The following is a 17,542-nucleotide window of genomic DNA, read 5'->3' as shown; positions in this document are numbered from 1 at the left end:
ATAATTTTTGACCTGATTTATACATTGGTTTTTATTGTTAAGAATGAGTTTGCAAAAAAATTGTATAATTAATTTTAGACAAATATTTTTTCTTATAAAATAATTCAATCTAAAGACTAATGCCTAGTTTTGTGATTAATTAAATATAAAAAATGGCTCAGTTAAATAAATGAACCATTTATGAATAGAATTAATTATATATTATGTTCATCAATTATTATCTCAGGAAACCAGGGTTGCTTTTCCTTTCTGTTTTTTTCAAAATTTTTAATTGATTCAACATGTTGCATGGTTTGACCAATATCATCCAAACCTTCCAAAAGCAATTGACGGCGTAATGGGTCAATTTCAAATTTAATTTTTTTACCATCAGGTCGTATAATTTCTTGATGTACCAAATCAACCGTTATACGAGCATTTGCTCCCATTTTGGTATCCTCAACCAATTGTTCACAAATTTCCCTGGACACCTTTATCGGCAATATTCCGTTTTTAAATGCATTATTAAAAAAAATATCCGCAAAGGAAGGTGCAATTACACATCGTATTCCAAAATCAAGCAAAGCCCAAGGCGCGTGTTCCCTAGACGAACCACAACCAAAATTTTCATAACTGATTAAAATTTTCGCCTGACGATACGGGTCACGATTAAGTATAAAATCATTTCGTTCATTTCCATTATCATCATAACGCCAAGAATAGAAAGCGAATTTACCCAAACCACTTCTTTTGGTCGTTTTGAGAAAACGAGCCGGTATTATTTTATCAGTATCAATATTTTCTTCGGGTAATGGAGCTGCAATTGCTGTCAAACTGTCAAATTTTTCCATCACATCATATCCCTTACATCCGTTAATTCACCTTTGATTGCAGCAGCGGCAGCCATGGCTGGAGATACTAAATGTGTTCTACTGCCAGGACCTTGACGACCTTCAAAATTACGATTGGAAGTGGAGGCACACCTTTGTCCTGGTTCCAAACGATCTGGATTCATTGCCAAACACATGGAACAACCAGCTTCACGCCATTCAAAACCTGCCTCTTTGAATATTTTATCCAATCCTTCGGATTCAGCTTGTTTCTTAATTAATCCAGACCCGGGTACAGCCAGTCCCCAGACATGATCTGCAATTTTATGCCCTTTAAGAATATATGCCGCAGCCCGAAAATCTTCTATACGACTATTTGTACAAGAGCCTATAAAAACAGCGTCAATTTTTGTACCGGCAATCGGTTGACCAACTTTCAGATCCATATAGTTCAACATACGTTTTTTTCTTTTACGTTGAGATTCATCCTTCAATTTTTCTGGATCTGGCACTTTATCTTTAATAGATATCACATCTTCTGGACTTGTTCCCCATGTTACCATAGGATCAAGATTGTTGACGTCTATATCTACAACTTTATCATAATACGCCCCATCATCAGAAACCAAACTTTTCCAGTAAGCTACAGCGTCATCAAAATTTTTCCCTTTTGGTGCAAATGGACGCCCCTTAATATATTCAAAAGTAACTTCATCAGGTGCTATGATCCCGGCTCTGGCACCAGCTTCAATAGCCATGTTGCACAAGGTCATCCGCCCCGCCATATCAAGATTTCTTACCGCTGAACCAGTAAATTCTATTACATGTTCTGTTCCACCAGCTGTACCAATTCTTCCTATAACAGCAAGAATAATATCTTTCGCACTTACACCTGGTTTTAATTTACCTTCAATATTAATCTTAAAATTTTTGGCTGGTTTCTGTAGCAAGGTTTGAGTTGCCATCACATGTTCAACTTCTGAAGTTCCGATACCAAAAGCAAGCGAACCAAATGCACCATGGGTAGAAGTATGACTGTCACCACAAACAATAGTCATACCTGGTAATGTTATCCCTTCCTCGGGTCCAACAACATGGACGATCCCCTGACGGGCAGATTTTAATGGAATGAATGGGACATCAAATTCCCTAACATTTTTCTCTAAAACTTCTATCTGATGACGACTTTCTCCTTCCTCCATCGGTTTATCCCGATCTGTTGTGGGAACATTGTGATCAATAACTGCCATCATCGCTTCCGGACTGTGAATTTTACGTCCAGCCAACCGTAACCCTTCAAATGCCTGCGGGCTAGTAACCTCATGAATTAAGTGACGGTCAATATAAAGGAGTGCCGTACCATTTGGAAGTTGTTTTACCACGTGACTATCCCACAACTTATCAAACAAAGTACGAGCTTTCATTTTTTTATCCTTTTAAAATTTTATATTCAATAAGTTTATATATCCAAAATATCAAGAAACTAAAATAATTTATTCTGATAATTTTTATAAATTATCAGAATATAAAATAAAAAATCAGTTCAACCTGTTAAACAGATTCTGTTTTTTTATTAACATCGCGATTACGTTCTGCAATACGGGCTGACTTACCGCTACGACCACGCAAATAATATAGTTTTGCGCGACGAACATGACCATGACGGACAACCGTAATCGCAGAAATTGTTGGAGAATAAAGAGGAAACACACGTTCCACTCCTTCACCATTTGAAATTTTACGAACGGTAAAATTACTATTTAGTCCCTTATTTGAACGTGCAATTACGACACCCTCATAAGCCTGAACACGTTTACGTTCCCCTTCAACAACACGAACATCAACTCGTACTGTATCCCCAGGGAAAAATTCAGGAATGGCACGATCTGCTGTTAAACGAGCAATTTCGTCAACCTCATATTTTTGAATAATATCCATCATCTTTTCCTTTAACAATATATAAATTCAGTCATTATTTTTAAGGTTACTGTTACGCTGGTAACTGTCCCACAAATCTGGTCTGCGCATTCTGGTCACCATTTCAGCCTGTTCTTGACGCCATGCAGCAATTGCCCCATGATGTCCTGAAAGTAAAATCTCGGGCACGTCATATCCCTGCCACTTGGCAGGTTTCGTATAATGCGGATATTCCAAAAGACCTTCAGAAAAACTTTCTTCTTCCCCACTGGTATCAGATCCCATAACACCAGGTAACAGACGTATGCAGGCATCCATTAAAACAAGTGCGGCAGGCTCACCACCAGAAAGAATGTAGTCTCCAATAGAAATCTCCTCTATTGAATATTTTTGAAATATCCGATCATCAATCCCCTCATAGCGACCACAAATACAATATAAACCACTCCCTGATACAAACCGCAGAATATCTTTTTGTTGCAATACACGTCCTCGCGGCGAAAAATAAACAACTGGACGATCATCCTGCGGTAAAGTAGCCTGTAAGGCAGCATCAAGTATATCCACTCGAATAACCATTCCTGCCCCACCACCAAACGGCGTATCATCAACAGCCTTATGTTTGCCATGACCAAACTGACGCAAATCATGCGTTTTCAAAGTCCATTTTTCCTCTTTTAATGCTTTGCCCGCCAGGGAAAATTCCAAAAAGCCGGGGAACATCTCAGGAAATAAAGTCAACAATTCAATCTGCCAACACATTTCCCTTATTACCTTCATTAGGTGAAACCTCAATAAAATGAGGTAAACAGATTTTTACCCATCCCGCTTCAAGATCAATTACCGGTACACATTGCTTTGTAAAAGGAACAATAATGATTTCTTTGGAATCCAGTTTGATTTCAAGACTGGTACCCGCACCATAATCATGGACATGATCAATGATACCAAACGCTTCCTTTTGCTGATTGATTTTCTGAACACGAGCCTGCAAACCAATTAAATCTACCAAATAGAATTCCTCTTCTTCCAAATCTGAAAAAGAATCTCTTGTTACGTATAATTTACGGTTTGTCAGATGTTCGGCATTTGTTCTGGAATCAACAGGATTTTTATTTCCATCATAAAGGATGGCAATTGGTTCATTTTTCCAGATTAAAGACCAGCGCTCCCCATGATTATCAATCAGTTCCTTGTAATTTTGTAGATCTGTTGCCTTTTCCAGATACGAATAAACCCTTACCAGCCCGTTAACGCCATGGGGTTTCCCGATCGTTGCAACATGAACCAACTGTTTTTTCATCAAAGGGGCAACCTTATTCAATAATCAACAATTAAGCCTCAGCTTCAGCTTCTTCTTTTTTCTTAGCTGCGGCTTCAGCACGTTCCTGGGCCTTTTTCTTCGGCGCAGACTTCTGAGGCTGTTCGTTATAGACAAATTTTTCCGCCAAACCAGCATTTGCCAAAAAACGTGCAACACGATCGGTTGCCTGTGCCCCTTTTGTCAACCAATAACTAATCCGTTCATTAAACAAACGAACTCTTTCAGCATGATCGGAAGGAAGCATGGGGTTATAAGAACCCACTTTTTCAATAAAACGTCCATCCCGAGGTGAACGGCTATCAGCAATAACTATGTGATAGTATGGACGTTTTTTTGACCCTGAACGGGATAAACGGATTTTAAGGCTCATTGATTCTTTTTCTCCAGATTCTAGCCATTAATGAAAGAAACTAACGCATCATCCCACCACCAGGTGGAGGCGTCATTCCTTTAGGTAAAAGAGCAGATAACCCCTGTCGCATTAAACCTTTAACGCCCAGCTTGTTAAACCGCTTCATCATGGAAGCCATCTGATCATATTGTTTTAACAACCGATTGACTTCCTGAACTGTTGTCCCCGATCCTGCCGCAATCCTTTTTTTACGAGATGCCTTAATAATATCAGGCTTTTTGCGTTCGGCCTTAGTCATTGATGAAATAATGGCCTGATGACGTTTAAGAATCGAAGTGTCTATCTCTTTATTGCCAAGTTTTTCTTTAACTTTTCCCATACCTGGGATCATGTCCATAATGTTGGAAATTGATCCCATTTTATTTATCTGTGAAATTTGAGTCGAATAATCATTCAAATCAAATTTCCCCTTGAGCATCTTCTTGGCAAGACGTTCATTTTCCTCTGTATCGAGAGTTTCAGAAGCTTTTTCAACCAGCCCCGCTATATCTCCCAATCCCAGAATACGGCTGGCGACACGTTCGGGATAGAATTCCTGCAACGCATCAACCTTTTCACCCATACCAACCAGCTTGATTGGGGCGCCAGTAATTGCCCGCATTGATAATGCGGCACCACCTCGTGCATCCCCATCCATACGGGTCATAACAACACCCGTAATCCCAACTTTCTCATTGAAATGCTTGGCTGTGTTAACCGCATCTTGCCCTGTCATAGCATCAACGACAAGAAGGGTTTCAACAGGCTGAACCGCATCTCTGATATTTTGAACCTCCTGCATCAAAACATCATCAATCGCCAAACGTCCAGCTGTATCCAGGATAACAATATCATATCCCTCTAAACGACCGATCTCCATGGCCCGTTTGGCAATTTGCAATGGATTTTGTCCCTCGATAATTGGTAATGCGGTTACGCGTATCTGATTGGCCAATTGCTGCAATTGCAATTGGGCGGCAGGACGATAGGTATCCAAACTGGCAAGCAATATTTTCTTGCGTTCACGACGATTTAGGAAATATGCAATCTTTGCCGAAGTCGTGGTTTTACCAGATCCTTGCAAACCCACCATCAAATAAGGAACAGGTGGCGCAGCATTCAATGCAAGAGGTACAGCACCTGATCCACCCAATGCATCAATCAATGCATCATTTACAATTTTGGCAATTGCCTGACCAGGTGAAATATTGTGCAAGACTTCCTGACCAACAGATTTTTCCTGAACCTTTTTAACAAATTCCTTGACGACAGGCAAAGCAACGTCGGCATCAAGCATTGCCAAACGGATCTCACGCATGGCCTCATTAACGTCTTCCTGAGACAATGCCCCCCGTTTCGAAAGTCCGTCAAATACACCAGAAAGTTTACCAGATAAACGGTTAAACACGTTTTTTTCCTACATTTACACAATAAATAACGCGTTACTGCACGAGCCTTCGTGAGGTAACGTTTCTTAATCTAGAAAATAGAATTAACCTGATTTTTAATTGGTTGTCAATTGAATAATTGTTTAATAAGAAGCATGTTGTTCAATTCTATCTGTCACCATGCTTCTTATAAAAAGCTTCAGCTAATTATTGATTATTATTGAGCTTGGTTAGGCGCAACCATTGGTGCTGCGGTTCCATTTGTTGCTGTTTGACGCATCTGTCCACGCAATAACTGCATTTGACCATGAATGTCCTTCATCTTGATGATACGCGCTTTTAACTGAACCAACTGGTCTGGCGTCAAAATGTTACGAAGGGCAAGTAATGTCTTGGTATGATTTTCAGCAGTTTCTCTGTGAAGTTTTTCCAATTTATCCACAAATGGATCAAGATTTCCTTTTGTTACTTTACCAGGTGCCAATAAAGCATTTGCCATATCTCTATGTACAGCCTCAACTTGCTGACGAGTGGTTTCTTCCTTTAATCGAGCACTATCGACGATTACCTTGGCTTTTGCCTGTTGTTCGGCGCTAAGATTAAGATTTTCGAACATGTATCCCAATGGACCAACCGCAGGTCCAAATATGCCACCGGGAGGTGGAGGTGGAGGTGTCATTCCAACAGGTTGGGCCATTGCAGATACCATACTGCCAAGGCTTAGACCGCCGGCAACAACCAAAGAGGTTAACATTTTCTTATTAAACATAAAAAGCCATCCTTTCTTTATTGAAAAGCAATAAAAGGTTTGGACTCTTTTATCACTTAGTTCAATTTTATCAAAGTTTTAGGCAAAAGTATGAAGATTTTTTATATTTATTACAAAATAATTTTAAAAATGTGTTTTTTGAGTTTCATTGTTTTTCATGAATATATGGATTCTTGCTATCTCTGAATTGCAAACGGATTGGCGTTCCAGGCATATCAAAAATTTCACGCAAACCGTTCATCAAATATCTCTGATAATCCAGGGGAAGTTTTGAAGTTCTAGTTCCAAATAATATGAAGGTTGGTGGTCGGGCCTTGGCTTGCGTGATGTAACGTAATTTTAATCTGCGTCCATCAATCATGGGAGGGGCATGCCTCAAAATAACCTCTTCAAACCAACGGTTCAATTCCCCTGTCGGAATACGTTTGTTCCAAATATCATAGGCTTTTCGAACCGCGGGTATTAATTTATGAACCCCTCGACCTGTAAGAGCTGAAAAAGCAATGATAGGAATGCCATGCATTTGTGAAAGCGACATCTCAATTCTATCTCTTATAATCTGGCGGGTAGCCACCCTATCCTTTAAAATATCCCACTTATTAAGCGCAATAACGCAACAGCGTCCTTCTCTTTCAATTAGACGGGCAATTTGTAAATCCTGTTCATGAATGCCCAATTCAGCATCAATAACCAATACAACCACTTCGGCCATTTTAAGAGCTTCAATACTGGCAGAGACAGACATTTTTTCAAGTGTCTCATCAATTCTGGCTTTTCTCCTCAATCCGGCGGTATCAACCAATTCAATTTCCCCTTTTTCATCATGAAAGGATACTGAAATTGAATCCCGCGTTAATCCAGCTTCCGGCCCGGTAATTACACGCTGCTCCCCTATCAATTGATTGATCAGAGTTGATTTGCCGGCATTGGGACGTCCCACAATTGCCAATCTCAATGGTTTATCTTCAGAATTTTCCAATGATATATTTAATGCCGAATTATCCTGGAACTTTTCAATTGGAAGCTCCGCCTCAATCCGGTCTACAAGATCCATGATACCTTCACCATGCTCTGCAGAAACAGGAATGGGTTCCCCCAAACCAAATTTATACATTTCCAAGGCGGCTACATTTCCGGAATGACCTTCGGCCTTATTCACAACCAAAAGAATTTTACGCCCCTGTTTTCTCAACCATTGCGCAAAATGTTCATCAACAGGTGTTATACCCATTCTGGCATCAACACAAAAAAGAATCACATCTGCCATATCAACCGCCCGTTCAGAGGATATACGCATACGACCATGTACAGTTTCGGGATCATCCTCTTCCCATCCAGCCGTATCAATTAAGGTAACGGGGCAATCGTTTAAAAGAATGTCAACTGATTTCCGATCTCGTGTCACCCCCGGCTGATCGCTTACAATTGCAAAGCGTCTTCCCGCCAGCCGATTGAATAATGTCGATTTACCGACATTAGGACGACCCGCGATCACAATAACAGGCAATTTGTGTTTAGCCAATGTCACGTATTTTATTTCCTAACCAAAAGCAGTTAATTTACCATCTTGCCCTAGGATCAGCAAACGCTCATTTACAACCACCGGAGCTAGAGCGGGAGTTATACCTGTTTTAACAATATTGGTTATTTTACCTGATGCCGGACTGAAGGTTACCAGTCCAATATCGTTAAAATCACTGATACAGATAAGTTGTCCGCCTGCTAATACAGGACCATACCAAGCAATGGGATCTTTATATTTTTCCATATTCTTGAAACGTCTCAGTTGAGTGACCCAACGAACCCGACCCGTTACACGGTCAAGACAAGCCAGTTGCTGATCAAGGGAAAGAACAAATAACCAATCGCCAATAACAACCATTGAATTTTGACCTGAAACTTCACGTTCCCAAATACGTCGACCAGACCTTAAATCCAGTGCCACCAAGATTGAGCCGATACTTATAGCATATACCGTACCATCAGCAATTACAGGAAGCGCACTGATTGCCGCAAAATCCACAAAAGCATTACGGCCATTTCGACCCAGCGTATCAGTCCAAATCTGCTCCCCGGTATTTGCCCGCAACGCAATCAAATCTCCTGATCCAAAGCCTGCGACAAGAATGCCTTCTGAATAGGCTGGTGCTGGCTGACCAAATAATTTTGTTTGAACACTGCCTGTACTATAGGACCATAACTGATTTCCCGTTTTTGTATCCAAACAAAATAACCGTCCATCTATGGTGCCAAAAAACAATAACTGGTTTACGATTGTTGGTGCGGAACGACCAGGTGTACCAACATCCACACGCCATACAACCTTTCCCGTTTCCCGATCCACCCTCAAAGTTTCGGCCACGCCATCCACAATATATAAAGCATCCTCGGTTAATCCAATACCACCTCCCAAATTACTTGATCTTGATTTTTTCTTTTTGGGATTTAGTCGCCATAGCAACTTACGTGATTGCCAATCAAACGCAGTTACCTTACCCACAGCATCCATTGTGAAAAAATGATTGCCATCTATAACCGGAGTTGTATTGATGATGCCCTGGCCTTTTGATCCCAGCGCAATATAGGATAAAGGGCTTGGTTCGGAATTTCCTGATCCGATACTGCAACTCCACATTCTACGCACGCCACCCATCGCACTGTGAATTGAGGCATGATCAGCCGTTCTTCCCTCAAGCATCCATTTCTCGTCAATAACAGGTGCTGGAATAGTGATTGGAGTTTTATCACTATGATCGACCATCAGTCCGGCACCAGTACTAAAAACGTCTATACGTTTACCAATAATAACAGGTTTATTATCCTTATGCCCGCAAGCTGCCAAGGCCATTCCAGTTGCGGTTGTCGCAAGAATCGATCGACGTGAAAATTTCTTTTTTATAGGTAGAATATCTTGCATCGTTAAACCCTTTTATTCGCTGCAATAACCTGCAACATCACATTTGCCCTTTTCCGTAGTTCTGGACTGGCATTCATATCCGTAGATAAACGTCCAAAAACCTGTTTCGCCTCTATAACTTTACCAGTTTTAAGATCCAAAATCGCCTCACACTCTCGTGCCAAAGCATACCAAGGAGTCTTGTGATCCAACAATTCTCTGATACGATTATGTAATTCACCTGGATCTACATTATCAAGATGGTTTTCAATCCACAATAAATTAGCCAGATTACGAAAATCAGGCGATGCAGTTTTATCAAATCTCAAAGCTTCCCAAATTGCGGATGCCTCTTTAAGCTTTCCCTGATCCAGTAGTAATGATGCTTGTTTTAATTGTGCCAATGCCCGTATAGATTGGGGAGAATGATTGGATATATGGTTGAATTCACCAATGATCTGGTCAACCATCTTATCATCTTTGGATTGAGGAGATAACTGTACTGTTTTTTGCATGACCTGCATATAAGAATTTGATGCATTTACAATTTTCTTATGCTTTTGCCAATGATTAAACTGTAAAAGACCAAATACGGCCAGACCAGCAATAATAACAACTATTGCCAATTTAGCATAACGTCTCATGAAATAATGCAGTTTTTCTGTCCGTAATTCTTCATCTATTTCTTTAAACAGGTCTTCTGACACTTACAGTTTCTCCTTTGTGCGTTTATTATGACTTGAATTTGGCAGTTTTTTTATTTTCCACCTGTTGCATTTTTTAATTTTTTACTTCCATCGACAATCGTGGCACGCATTTTATTAAGATTGGCAGTAATTCTAGCATTCATTTCAGCGCTAACTTTTTGGATCGATTCCATTTCATTTCTTGCTTTTTGGCTAATGGCAACCTGTTTTGCATGCGCCTGTTTTGAAATACATGCATAATACACATGAACAGCCTTGTTATAATTATTAAACTGCTCAACACTGGCATTGTATTTGGTAACATTGCTTACGTTTATCACTGGTGACTTGGGTTCATTGCCACAGGATGCAGTCCAATCCTGTGCAAAAGCAGCCACGCCGGGTATTGGAGAAAATCCAATCATAGCGGTCAAAATGAATTTTTTCATCGGATATTTCCTTTCGATGATAAAGTTAGATATGATGCAGACTCATGGTAGAAAATCTACCAAATCTCCGTCAGGTTTCCCACAAATTTCATTATCCTGCATCACGATTTTACCTTTTACGATTGTTGCAACAGGCCATCCTGTCACTTCCATTTGATTATAAGGTGTCCAACCTGCAGGTGAAACGATCCAGTCATTGGTGATACGACGATTTGTTTTCATATCAACCAGGGTGAAATCCGCATCATAACCGACCTGAATTCGTCCTTTTGTAGGCATGCCATATATTCTTGCCGGATTAGATGCCATTAAATCGACCAAACGACCAAGCGATAATCGTCCCTCACTTACATGATTCAACATGAGTGGCACGAGAGTCTGTACACCCAGCATTCCTGATGGACAGCATAGCCATGGTTTTGCCTTGGCTTCTGGATCATGGGGCGCATGATCCGAGGAAACGATATCAACCACACCATTCTCAATCGCTCTCCAGCACGCATCATAGTGTCTTTTATCACGGATAGGAGGATTCATCACCGCCAAACCTCCTAACCGTTCATAACATTCCGGTGCGATTTGGGTTAGATGATTTCCTAGCACTTCAACGGTTGCGATATCTTTATAATCAACCAACCATTCAAGTTCTTCCTGGGTCGTTGTATGCAAGATATGCGCGGGTCGACCTGTTTTACGGGCTAATTTTATGATACGTCGTGTTCCAAGAAATGCACATTCCTCATCACGCCACAAACGATGATTTTCATAAGGCATACCCTCACAGAATAACTTTTTCCTAGTCTGTAAACGATATTCATCCTCGGCATGATAACATACTCGGCGATGACCATACCGCATGATATTTTCAAGGCTTTCATCATCTTCCACCATTAAGGAACCGGTTGAAGAGCCGGCGTAAACCTTGATACCACACACCCCTTTCATTGTTTCGAGCTTGGGTAGGTTTTGCGTATTTTCCCTTGTGGCACCAACGTAAAATCCAAAATTAACCCAGCTTGTCTCCCTTGCCCTTTCTTGTTTCCATATGATCATTTCCTTATCCGCTGTGGGAGGATTTGTATTGGGCATATCAAAAACAGTGGTCAATCCACCCATCGCTGCCGCTTTTGTCCCGGTTTCAATTGTTTCAACCATATCATTTCCCGGTTCGCGAAAATGCACATGACAATCCATCAAACCTGGAAGAACATAAAGACCCTTCGCATCAATAATCTTTTCAGCAGCATCACTTGATTGAACAGACAGGGATTGAATACGCCCTTTGATTACACCAATACCGGTTTCATATTGTCCCCATGGTAAAACACAATTACCATTTTTAATTATCAGATCGTAATGCACAAGCAAAATCCTTTATCAATCCATTAAAACTTCTAAAACATTTCCCAGCGGATTTTTCCCAACAATATGCACCTGATGCCATATTGCATAAAATAGAATATTCCAAGCCATAAATCGTTCCTTGCGTCCAGATGCCTTTTCAAATAAAGATCTCACATTTGATAAGGAAATTTTGTTACCAATATCTGTCTGACAAAAAACCGCCTGAGCCAATTCATTGGCGTGCTGTTCGATCCACAAACCAATTGGAACACTAAATCCAGATTTTTTGGCAAAAGGTTGTGCTAGAGGAAACTGCCATTCAAGCCATTTGCGTAATATCCATTTCCCTTGGCCATTTCTTATTTTCAAATGATCTTCAAGATTGAAGGCGAATGCTGCAATTTTTTTATCCAGAAATGGGACTCTTCCCTCAATAGAATGAGCCATGAGACAACGATCAAGCTTGATTAGAAGATCATTAGGTAACCAATCATTCATATCAATTTTTTGAGCATTTTTCAGGCGTGAATCATTTTTATCCTGCAATTTATATTGTAATCTGAAATAATCTTGCCATTCGCTGGAAACGGAATGAAGGAAAAAATTGTCTCGTTCAAAAATACCCTTGCGATAAAGTCTTTTACCGCCTAGCCAAACAGATTTTGCTGCTTTACGATATCGTCCATAACCTGCAAATAATTCATCACCACCCTCACCAGATAAAATAACCTTAACTATGGATCTGGCCTCATTTGCAAGAAACCATGTCGGAATAATTGCATAATCAGCAACAGGATCATCCATACATGCAATAATTTTAGGTAAATGTCTGAAAACATCCTGCTGATTTATGGTGACGCAATGATGTTGAATACCTATTTCCTTTGCCAATAATGCCGCCTGTAATGCTTCATCCTTAACATAGCCAGAATCATTATTTATCTCAAAACGGGCTGTCCAGGCATGAAGACGATTAATTCGTCCCAGACGCTGCATCATTTTCAATATAATTGAGCTATCGACACCACTTGATAGAAAAAGTCCGAATGGCACATCAGAACGTTCATGAACACGAATCGAATCTTCCAAAAGACTATCAAGCTGATTTAAAGCTTTTTTCTCATCTGTAATCATAGACCTTGTTTTTGGAAAACAAGACTGTGTTTGCCGATGAATAATTTCACCATTTCGGATTATCAAGGTTTCACCAGGTAAAATCCGATAAATATTATTATAGATTGTTTTATAGCCCGGTATGAATTGCAATTGCAACAATGTATCGACTGCAGACTGATTTATATCATCATGCCTAACAAAACCTGCCTTGATAATTGCTTGCGCTTCAGAAGCAAAAACAACACCCTGTTCTACACTAGCATAGTATAAAGGTTTTATACCAAAGGGATCACGGCTTAAAACAAGCGTTTTTTCATCTATGTCAACCATGGCAACTCCATACATGCCACGTAGGGAATTCACATAATCGGCATGAAATTTCTGCCATAAGGGAAGGATTACCTCACAATCGCTTCCCGTTTTAAAAATATAATTCTTAAAAAGATGGCGTAATTCGGGACTGTTATATATTTCACCATTTGCAATCAAAACCTGTTGACTGTCATTGGATAGAGGTTGTTTTCCTCCTTCTATATCAATAATGGAAAGACGCGAATGCAACAAAACAACATGACTATTTTCCCATGATCCGTTTCCATCAGGACCCCGGTGATGCAAAGCCTCCAATAAGATCTTTTTTTGATGTTCAGAAATGCTGTGGCCATCTTTCAAGGCAATTCCTGCTATTCCGCACATCAGATTTTCTCAATTCTCGTTAAAAATTCATACCATTTTTGTAAAACAGTCGCCTGACTAAATTCCCTTTCGAATTTTTGACGTCCTGCAATTGCAATTCTTTGAGATAATGCCGCATCATTTGTCAAGGACGCGATAGCCTTTGATAAGGCTGTTTCATCTTCCAGAGGGGTTAGGAGACCATTTTTCCCATTGTCTATCAATTCCACAGGTCCTTGCGAAGCCAATGCAACCACCGGTTTAGTCGCGGAAAAACCTTCTAGAACTATATTACCCAAAGGTTCATGACGAGAGGAGCAAACCAGAATATCGCAAGCCTGGATAATACCTGATATATCCCCAATCCATCCAGGCATATGGACACGATCTTGAACCTTTAAGAATCTTGCCAAATTTTCAAGCTTCTGACGCTCCTCACCTTCCCCAGCTATAAGCAAATGGGTATTTGCAAGATTAGGCATCGCCTTTATAAGGATATCAAATCCTTTATTAACGTGCAGTCTACCCAACGCCAGTAAAAATGATACATTATTGGGAATATAAAAGGGACGTCTTGCACATGCATCGGGAAATGTTCTTGCAAAATTGGGAACATGATGAACGCGATTTTCCGGCCATCCTTGGTTTTTGATCCATTCTACAATTCCTTTGGTATTTCCAACTAGATGATCACATTGCCTGTAATATTTTAAATCATAAAACCCGCCTAAACGTCCCACGTTTATCCAATCACCCCTTGGCATAAAAGAGGCCGCCCTGTTCATCCAAGCCACCGCTACTGTTGGTGAAAAATCCTTTAGAATTCTTTTTAGTTCATACTTCGTTGACAAATCCAACATCCCACCGAATCGTAATTCATGGGAGAATAAACCAACCTCGGTAAATTTCCGTTTACGATCGGAATTTTTCCGTATAATAGGTAATACAGACAATTTTTGAAGATGCTGGGCAATACATAATCGCTCGAAAAACAATTCTGCCCCACCATTAACCGCTCCCGCCATAATGTGTGCAATACGGAAATTTGATGGATTGCTCATATTTACAAAACTTATTCCTAAATTACATTTTAATCATTTTGCCTATCTTGTTTATTATAGGTTTCCAAAAGATTCTGAAAAGCATTATAAACTTCATCAACAGTTAAGTTTTCCATATTTGCCACTCCATTTCCACTCGACGCTGACAACCCTTGAGCATGGTTCCCGGCTGGCTCATATTCAGACAATTTACTTGGTCCAAACAAACCAAGTACTGGAATTTGACAAGCGGCGGCCAAATGCATCAAACCTGAATCATTACCTATAAAACCTTTACAACGTGATAATAAAGCGGCAACTTCTGTTAAAGTATTTTGACCACCACTATCTATAACTGGCAGACTGGTCCTTTTCATGGGATCCACAAGATTAAACTCTTGACTTCCTGGCCCATAAAAAAGAACGAATTCATAATCCTTATTATAAACCAAAAGTTTTTTTGCCACTTGAATAAACCGTTCGATTGGCCAAATCTTGCCAATCCAATTTGCGGTTGGTGCCAAGGCAATATAATGGTCGGCAGGCAATTTTTCTGCAGCCATTTTTTTATTTTTTTCATCAATCCATACTACTGGTAAAGGTGTATAGGGCAGTGATAATGACCTAGCCAAATAATGCACGCGATGTTCCTTAATCCTTCCACCACGTACAATGCATTTTTTTCTTGTTCTTAAAAAATAGCCTATTCCTGAACCACGAAGATCAATTACCAAATCCCAGGATTGCATCACACATTGTGACCATAATAATAACCAATGAAAATCAAAGCGGTATTTATTCATAACCAATGTCTTGTCACGCCTTGGCATTGCATCGAAAAGACCAGCTGCCACTGGTCCGCAAGCGATTGTAAACTTTGCTTGTGGATAGGTTTGTAACAAATAATCAAGTATTCCCGTTGAAATTACGGCGTCTCCCAATCGGGTAGAGGTGATAAACAGAATTTTCCTGATTGAAGATACCGTCATGCAAACCCTTATTCTTTCAATCCAAATTAAATAATATATAAGTTGGCAATTTAAAACAGTTTAATTCAAAGCTATTTATCATTTAATTAATTAAATGATAATTAAGATGGATATTCTCAATGAACAAACTGTATTCTAACAATATGGTTTTAACAACGAAAAAAAATTATAATGCACAGTTCCAATTTCAATGAATTATTGGCCAAGATAAAATTCAATCAGGATGGTTTGGTTCCAGCTATTGCCCAACAATTTGATAGTAAGGAAGTTTTAATGATGGCATGGATGAATCAGGAAGCAATTATTGAAACTATTTCCACTGGTCAGGTCTGTTATTATTCTCGCAGCCGAAAAAAATTATGGCATAAAGGTGAGACTTCAGGTCAGACACAAAAATTGGTGAATTTCCTTTTTGATTGTGATGGCGACACACTGCTGCTTTTTGTCGATCAGAAAGGCGTGGCATGCCATACCGGTCGTAAAAGTTGCTTCTATAATACATGGCAAAACGGATCGATCAAAGAAATAAGCCGCCCCCTGATTAATCCTGAAAAATTATATCAAAATAAACATAAATAATGAACAAATCAGAAAATCCACCAATAATATGGATCTTGGCTGGTGAAACCAGTGGTGATGAATTGGGAGCAAAACTAATTAAAGCTTTGCGTCATTTTAACCCCGATCTGCAGTTTTTAGGTGTTGGGGGGCCAAGAATGCAAGAACAGGGAATGAAAATCCTTTTTCCCATGCAGGATCTTGCCGTGATGGGATTGGTTGAAGTCCTTCCCAAAATATGGACCTTGTCAAAACGCCTTAGTCAAGCTGTCAAACATATTGAAACAATTCATCCAGATATCATTGTAACAATTGATAGTCCCGGTTTTTCTTTACGATTATTAAAAAAAGTCCAATCTTTATCAATTCCCAGAGTTCATTATGTTGCGCCCCAGGTTTGGGCATGGCATGAAAATAGAGTAAAAAAATTTCCTGGACTATGGGAAAAACTTCTTTGCCTTTTTCCTTTCGAAGAAAATTTTTTTTTAAAACATGGAATAAAAGCCCAATTTGTTGGCAATCCCATTATCGAGACAGAAATTCATCATGCAAATGCCGATGATTTTCGCTCTGAACATCATATAGATCCACTTCAACCGATTTTACTTTTAATGCCTGGCAGTCGTCGGTCAGAATTGCCGAAGCTTATGCCCGTATTCAAAAAAACTTTAATTTTATTAAAACAAACAAAACCAGAACTCATTGCCGTGTTACCCACCTCTCCGCTCGCCAGACATTATGTTGAAAGAATCATTGAAGACTGGCCTGTAAAACCACTGGTTATTCATGAAAAAAAGGATAAATATAATGCCTATGCAGCAGCACAAATCGCCCTGACAAAATCCGGAACCACAACCTTGGAACTTGCATTGGCCCATATACCCATGATCGTAACCTATAGAGTCCATCCCATCACGGCAATGATTGCCAGACACATGATTCAGGTTCCTTTTGTAGCAATGGTTAATCTTCTAGCCCAAAAAGAGGTTGTACCTGAACTCTTGCAAGAAAACTGTAATCCCGTAAAATTGGCTGAGAAGGTTATCGAATTTTTAGATGATAAAAATATGGTTCAAAAACAAAAAGAAGCTTTTATTCAAATTCTAAACGCTTTAAAAGCACCACATCATCAACCACCCTCTTATGAAGCAGCTAAAGAGATATTAAAATTAATGAATAAAAATGAATAAT

Annotated in this window: 18 protein-coding genes; 2 read left to right on the top strand and 16 right to left on the bottom strand. The window is 39.6% G+C overall.

All coding sequences use genetic code 11. The annotated features are described in order from the left end of the window. Positions 1-194: 194 nt before the first annotated feature. From leuD to H3R28_RS04975, 16 genes are all read right to left on the bottom strand, one after another. Entirely contained in the window at positions 195-830 is a 636-nt protein-coding gene (gene leuD / locus H3R28_RS05050) for a 3-isopropylmalate dehydratase small subunit (protein ID WP_198209911.1), read from the bottom strand. Then, positions 830-2,233, bottom strand: coding sequence for a 3-isopropylmalate dehydratase large subunit (gene leuC, locus H3R28_RS05045; protein ID WP_198209909.1), 1,404 nt, complete (start codon positions 2,231-2,233; stop codon positions 830-832). The genes leuD and leuC overlap by 1 nt, the downstream gene beginning before the upstream one ends. 127 nt (positions 2,234-2,360) lie before the next feature. After that, positions 2,361-2,747 (bottom strand): 50S ribosomal protein L19, encoded by a 387-nt coding sequence (rplS, locus tag H3R28_RS05040; RefSeq protein ID WP_110438906.1) that lies wholly within the window; start codon positions 2,745-2,747, stop codon positions 2,361-2,363. 27 nt (positions 2,748-2,774) lie between these two features. Beyond that, positions 2,775-3,488, bottom strand: coding sequence for a tRNA (guanosine(37)-N1)-methyltransferase TrmD (trmD, locus tag H3R28_RS05035; protein ID WP_110438905.1), 714 nt, complete (start codon positions 3,486-3,488; stop codon positions 2,775-2,777). After that, entirely contained in the window at positions 3,472-4,029 is a 558-nt protein-coding gene (gene rimM / locus H3R28_RS05030; RefSeq protein WP_155569145.1) for a ribosome maturation factor RimM, read from the bottom strand. The genes trmD and rimM overlap by 17 nt, the downstream gene beginning before the upstream one ends. A 31-nt stretch (positions 4,030-4,060) precedes the next feature. Beyond that, positions 4,061-4,420, bottom strand: a complete 360-nt coding sequence (gene rpsP / locus H3R28_RS05025) for a 30S ribosomal protein S16 (protein WP_110438903.1) — start codon at positions 4,418-4,420, stop codon at positions 4,061-4,063. Between the two features lie 40 nt (positions 4,421-4,460). Then, positions 4,461-5,849 (bottom strand): signal recognition particle protein, encoded by a 1,389-nt coding sequence (ffh, locus tag H3R28_RS05020; protein ID WP_198209907.1) that lies wholly within the window; start codon positions 5,847-5,849, stop codon positions 4,461-4,463. A gap of 197 nt (positions 5,850-6,046) precedes the next feature. Then, the gene (locus H3R28_RS05015) at positions 6,047-6,598 is read right to left on the bottom strand and encodes a Spy/CpxP family protein refolding chaperone (protein WP_155566700.1); all 552 of its coding nucleotides are present in this window, start codon (positions 6,596-6,598) and stop codon (positions 6,047-6,049) included. A 145-nt stretch (positions 6,599-6,743) separates the two neighbouring features. Beyond that, positions 6,744-8,126: a ribosome biogenesis GTPase Der gene (der, locus tag H3R28_RS05010; protein WP_408869244.1), complete on the bottom strand. Its 1,383-nt coding sequence runs from the start codon at positions 8,124-8,126 to the stop codon at positions 6,744-6,746. 12 nt (positions 8,127-8,138) lie between these two features. Continuing rightward, positions 8,139-9,515, bottom strand: coding sequence for a PQQ-binding-like beta-propeller repeat protein (locus tag H3R28_RS05005; protein WP_198209905.1), 1,377 nt, complete (start codon positions 9,513-9,515; stop codon positions 8,139-8,141). Between the two features lie 2 nt (positions 9,516-9,517). Continuing rightward, the gene (locus tag H3R28_RS05000; RefSeq protein WP_155565325.1) at positions 9,518-10,201 is read right to left on the bottom strand and encodes a tetratricopeptide repeat protein; all 684 of its coding nucleotides are present in this window, start codon (positions 10,199-10,201) and stop codon (positions 9,518-9,520) included. 50 nt (positions 10,202-10,251) lie between these two features. Then, positions 10,252-10,629, bottom strand: coding sequence for a hypothetical protein (locus H3R28_RS04995; protein WP_198209903.1), 378 nt, complete (start codon positions 10,627-10,629; stop codon positions 10,252-10,254). A 42-nt stretch (positions 10,630-10,671) separates the two neighbouring features. Next, positions 10,672-11,991, bottom strand: a complete 1,320-nt coding sequence (locus tag H3R28_RS04990) for a dihydroorotase (RefSeq protein ID WP_198209901.1) — start codon at positions 11,989-11,991, stop codon at positions 10,672-10,674. A 15-nt stretch (positions 11,992-12,006) separates the two neighbouring features. After that, on the bottom strand, positions 12,007-13,785 hold the full coding sequence (gene asnB / locus H3R28_RS04985; protein WP_198209899.1) for an asparagine synthase (glutamine-hydrolyzing): 1,779 nt from the start codon (positions 13,783-13,785) through the stop codon (positions 12,007-12,009). Beyond that, a complete protein-coding gene (locus H3R28_RS04980) occupies positions 13,785-14,825 on the bottom strand; it encodes a glycosyltransferase (protein WP_198209897.1) in 1,041 nt (346 codons plus the stop codon). Before H3R28_RS04980 ends, asnB begins: the two co-directional genes overlap by 1 nt. Before the next feature lie 29 nt (positions 14,826-14,854). Then, positions 14,855-15,793 carry a glycosyltransferase family 9 protein gene (locus tag H3R28_RS04975; protein WP_198209895.1) on the bottom strand — a complete coding sequence of 313 codons (939 nt, stop codon included), beginning with the start codon at positions 15,791-15,793 and terminating at the stop codon, positions 14,855-14,857. 171 nt (positions 15,794-15,964) lie between these two features. On the opposite strand from H3R28_RS04975, the gene hisI reads away from it, so the two are divergent. Both hisI and lpxB read left to right on the top strand, forming a co-directional pair. Then, positions 15,965-16,372: a phosphoribosyl-AMP cyclohydrolase gene (gene hisI, locus H3R28_RS04970; RefSeq protein WP_198209894.1), complete on the top strand. Its 408-nt coding sequence runs from the start codon at positions 15,965-15,967 to the stop codon at positions 16,370-16,372. After that, complete coding sequence (gene lpxB, locus H3R28_RS04965) at positions 16,372-17,541, top strand: lipid-A-disaccharide synthase (protein WP_198209893.1); 1,170 nt, start codon at positions 16,372-16,374, stop codon at positions 17,539-17,541. The genes hisI and lpxB overlap by 1 nt, the downstream gene beginning before the upstream one ends. Position 17,542 lies beyond the last annotated feature (1 nt).

This window comes from Commensalibacter sp. M0268 (assembly GCF_016101925.1).
GTDB classification, from domain to species: Bacteria; Pseudomonadota; Alphaproteobacteria; order Acetobacterales; family Acetobacteraceae; genus Commensalibacter; species Commensalibacter melissae.
Note: the sequence above shows the minus strand (reverse complement) of the source record. Positions and strands in the feature narration are given on the sequence as shown.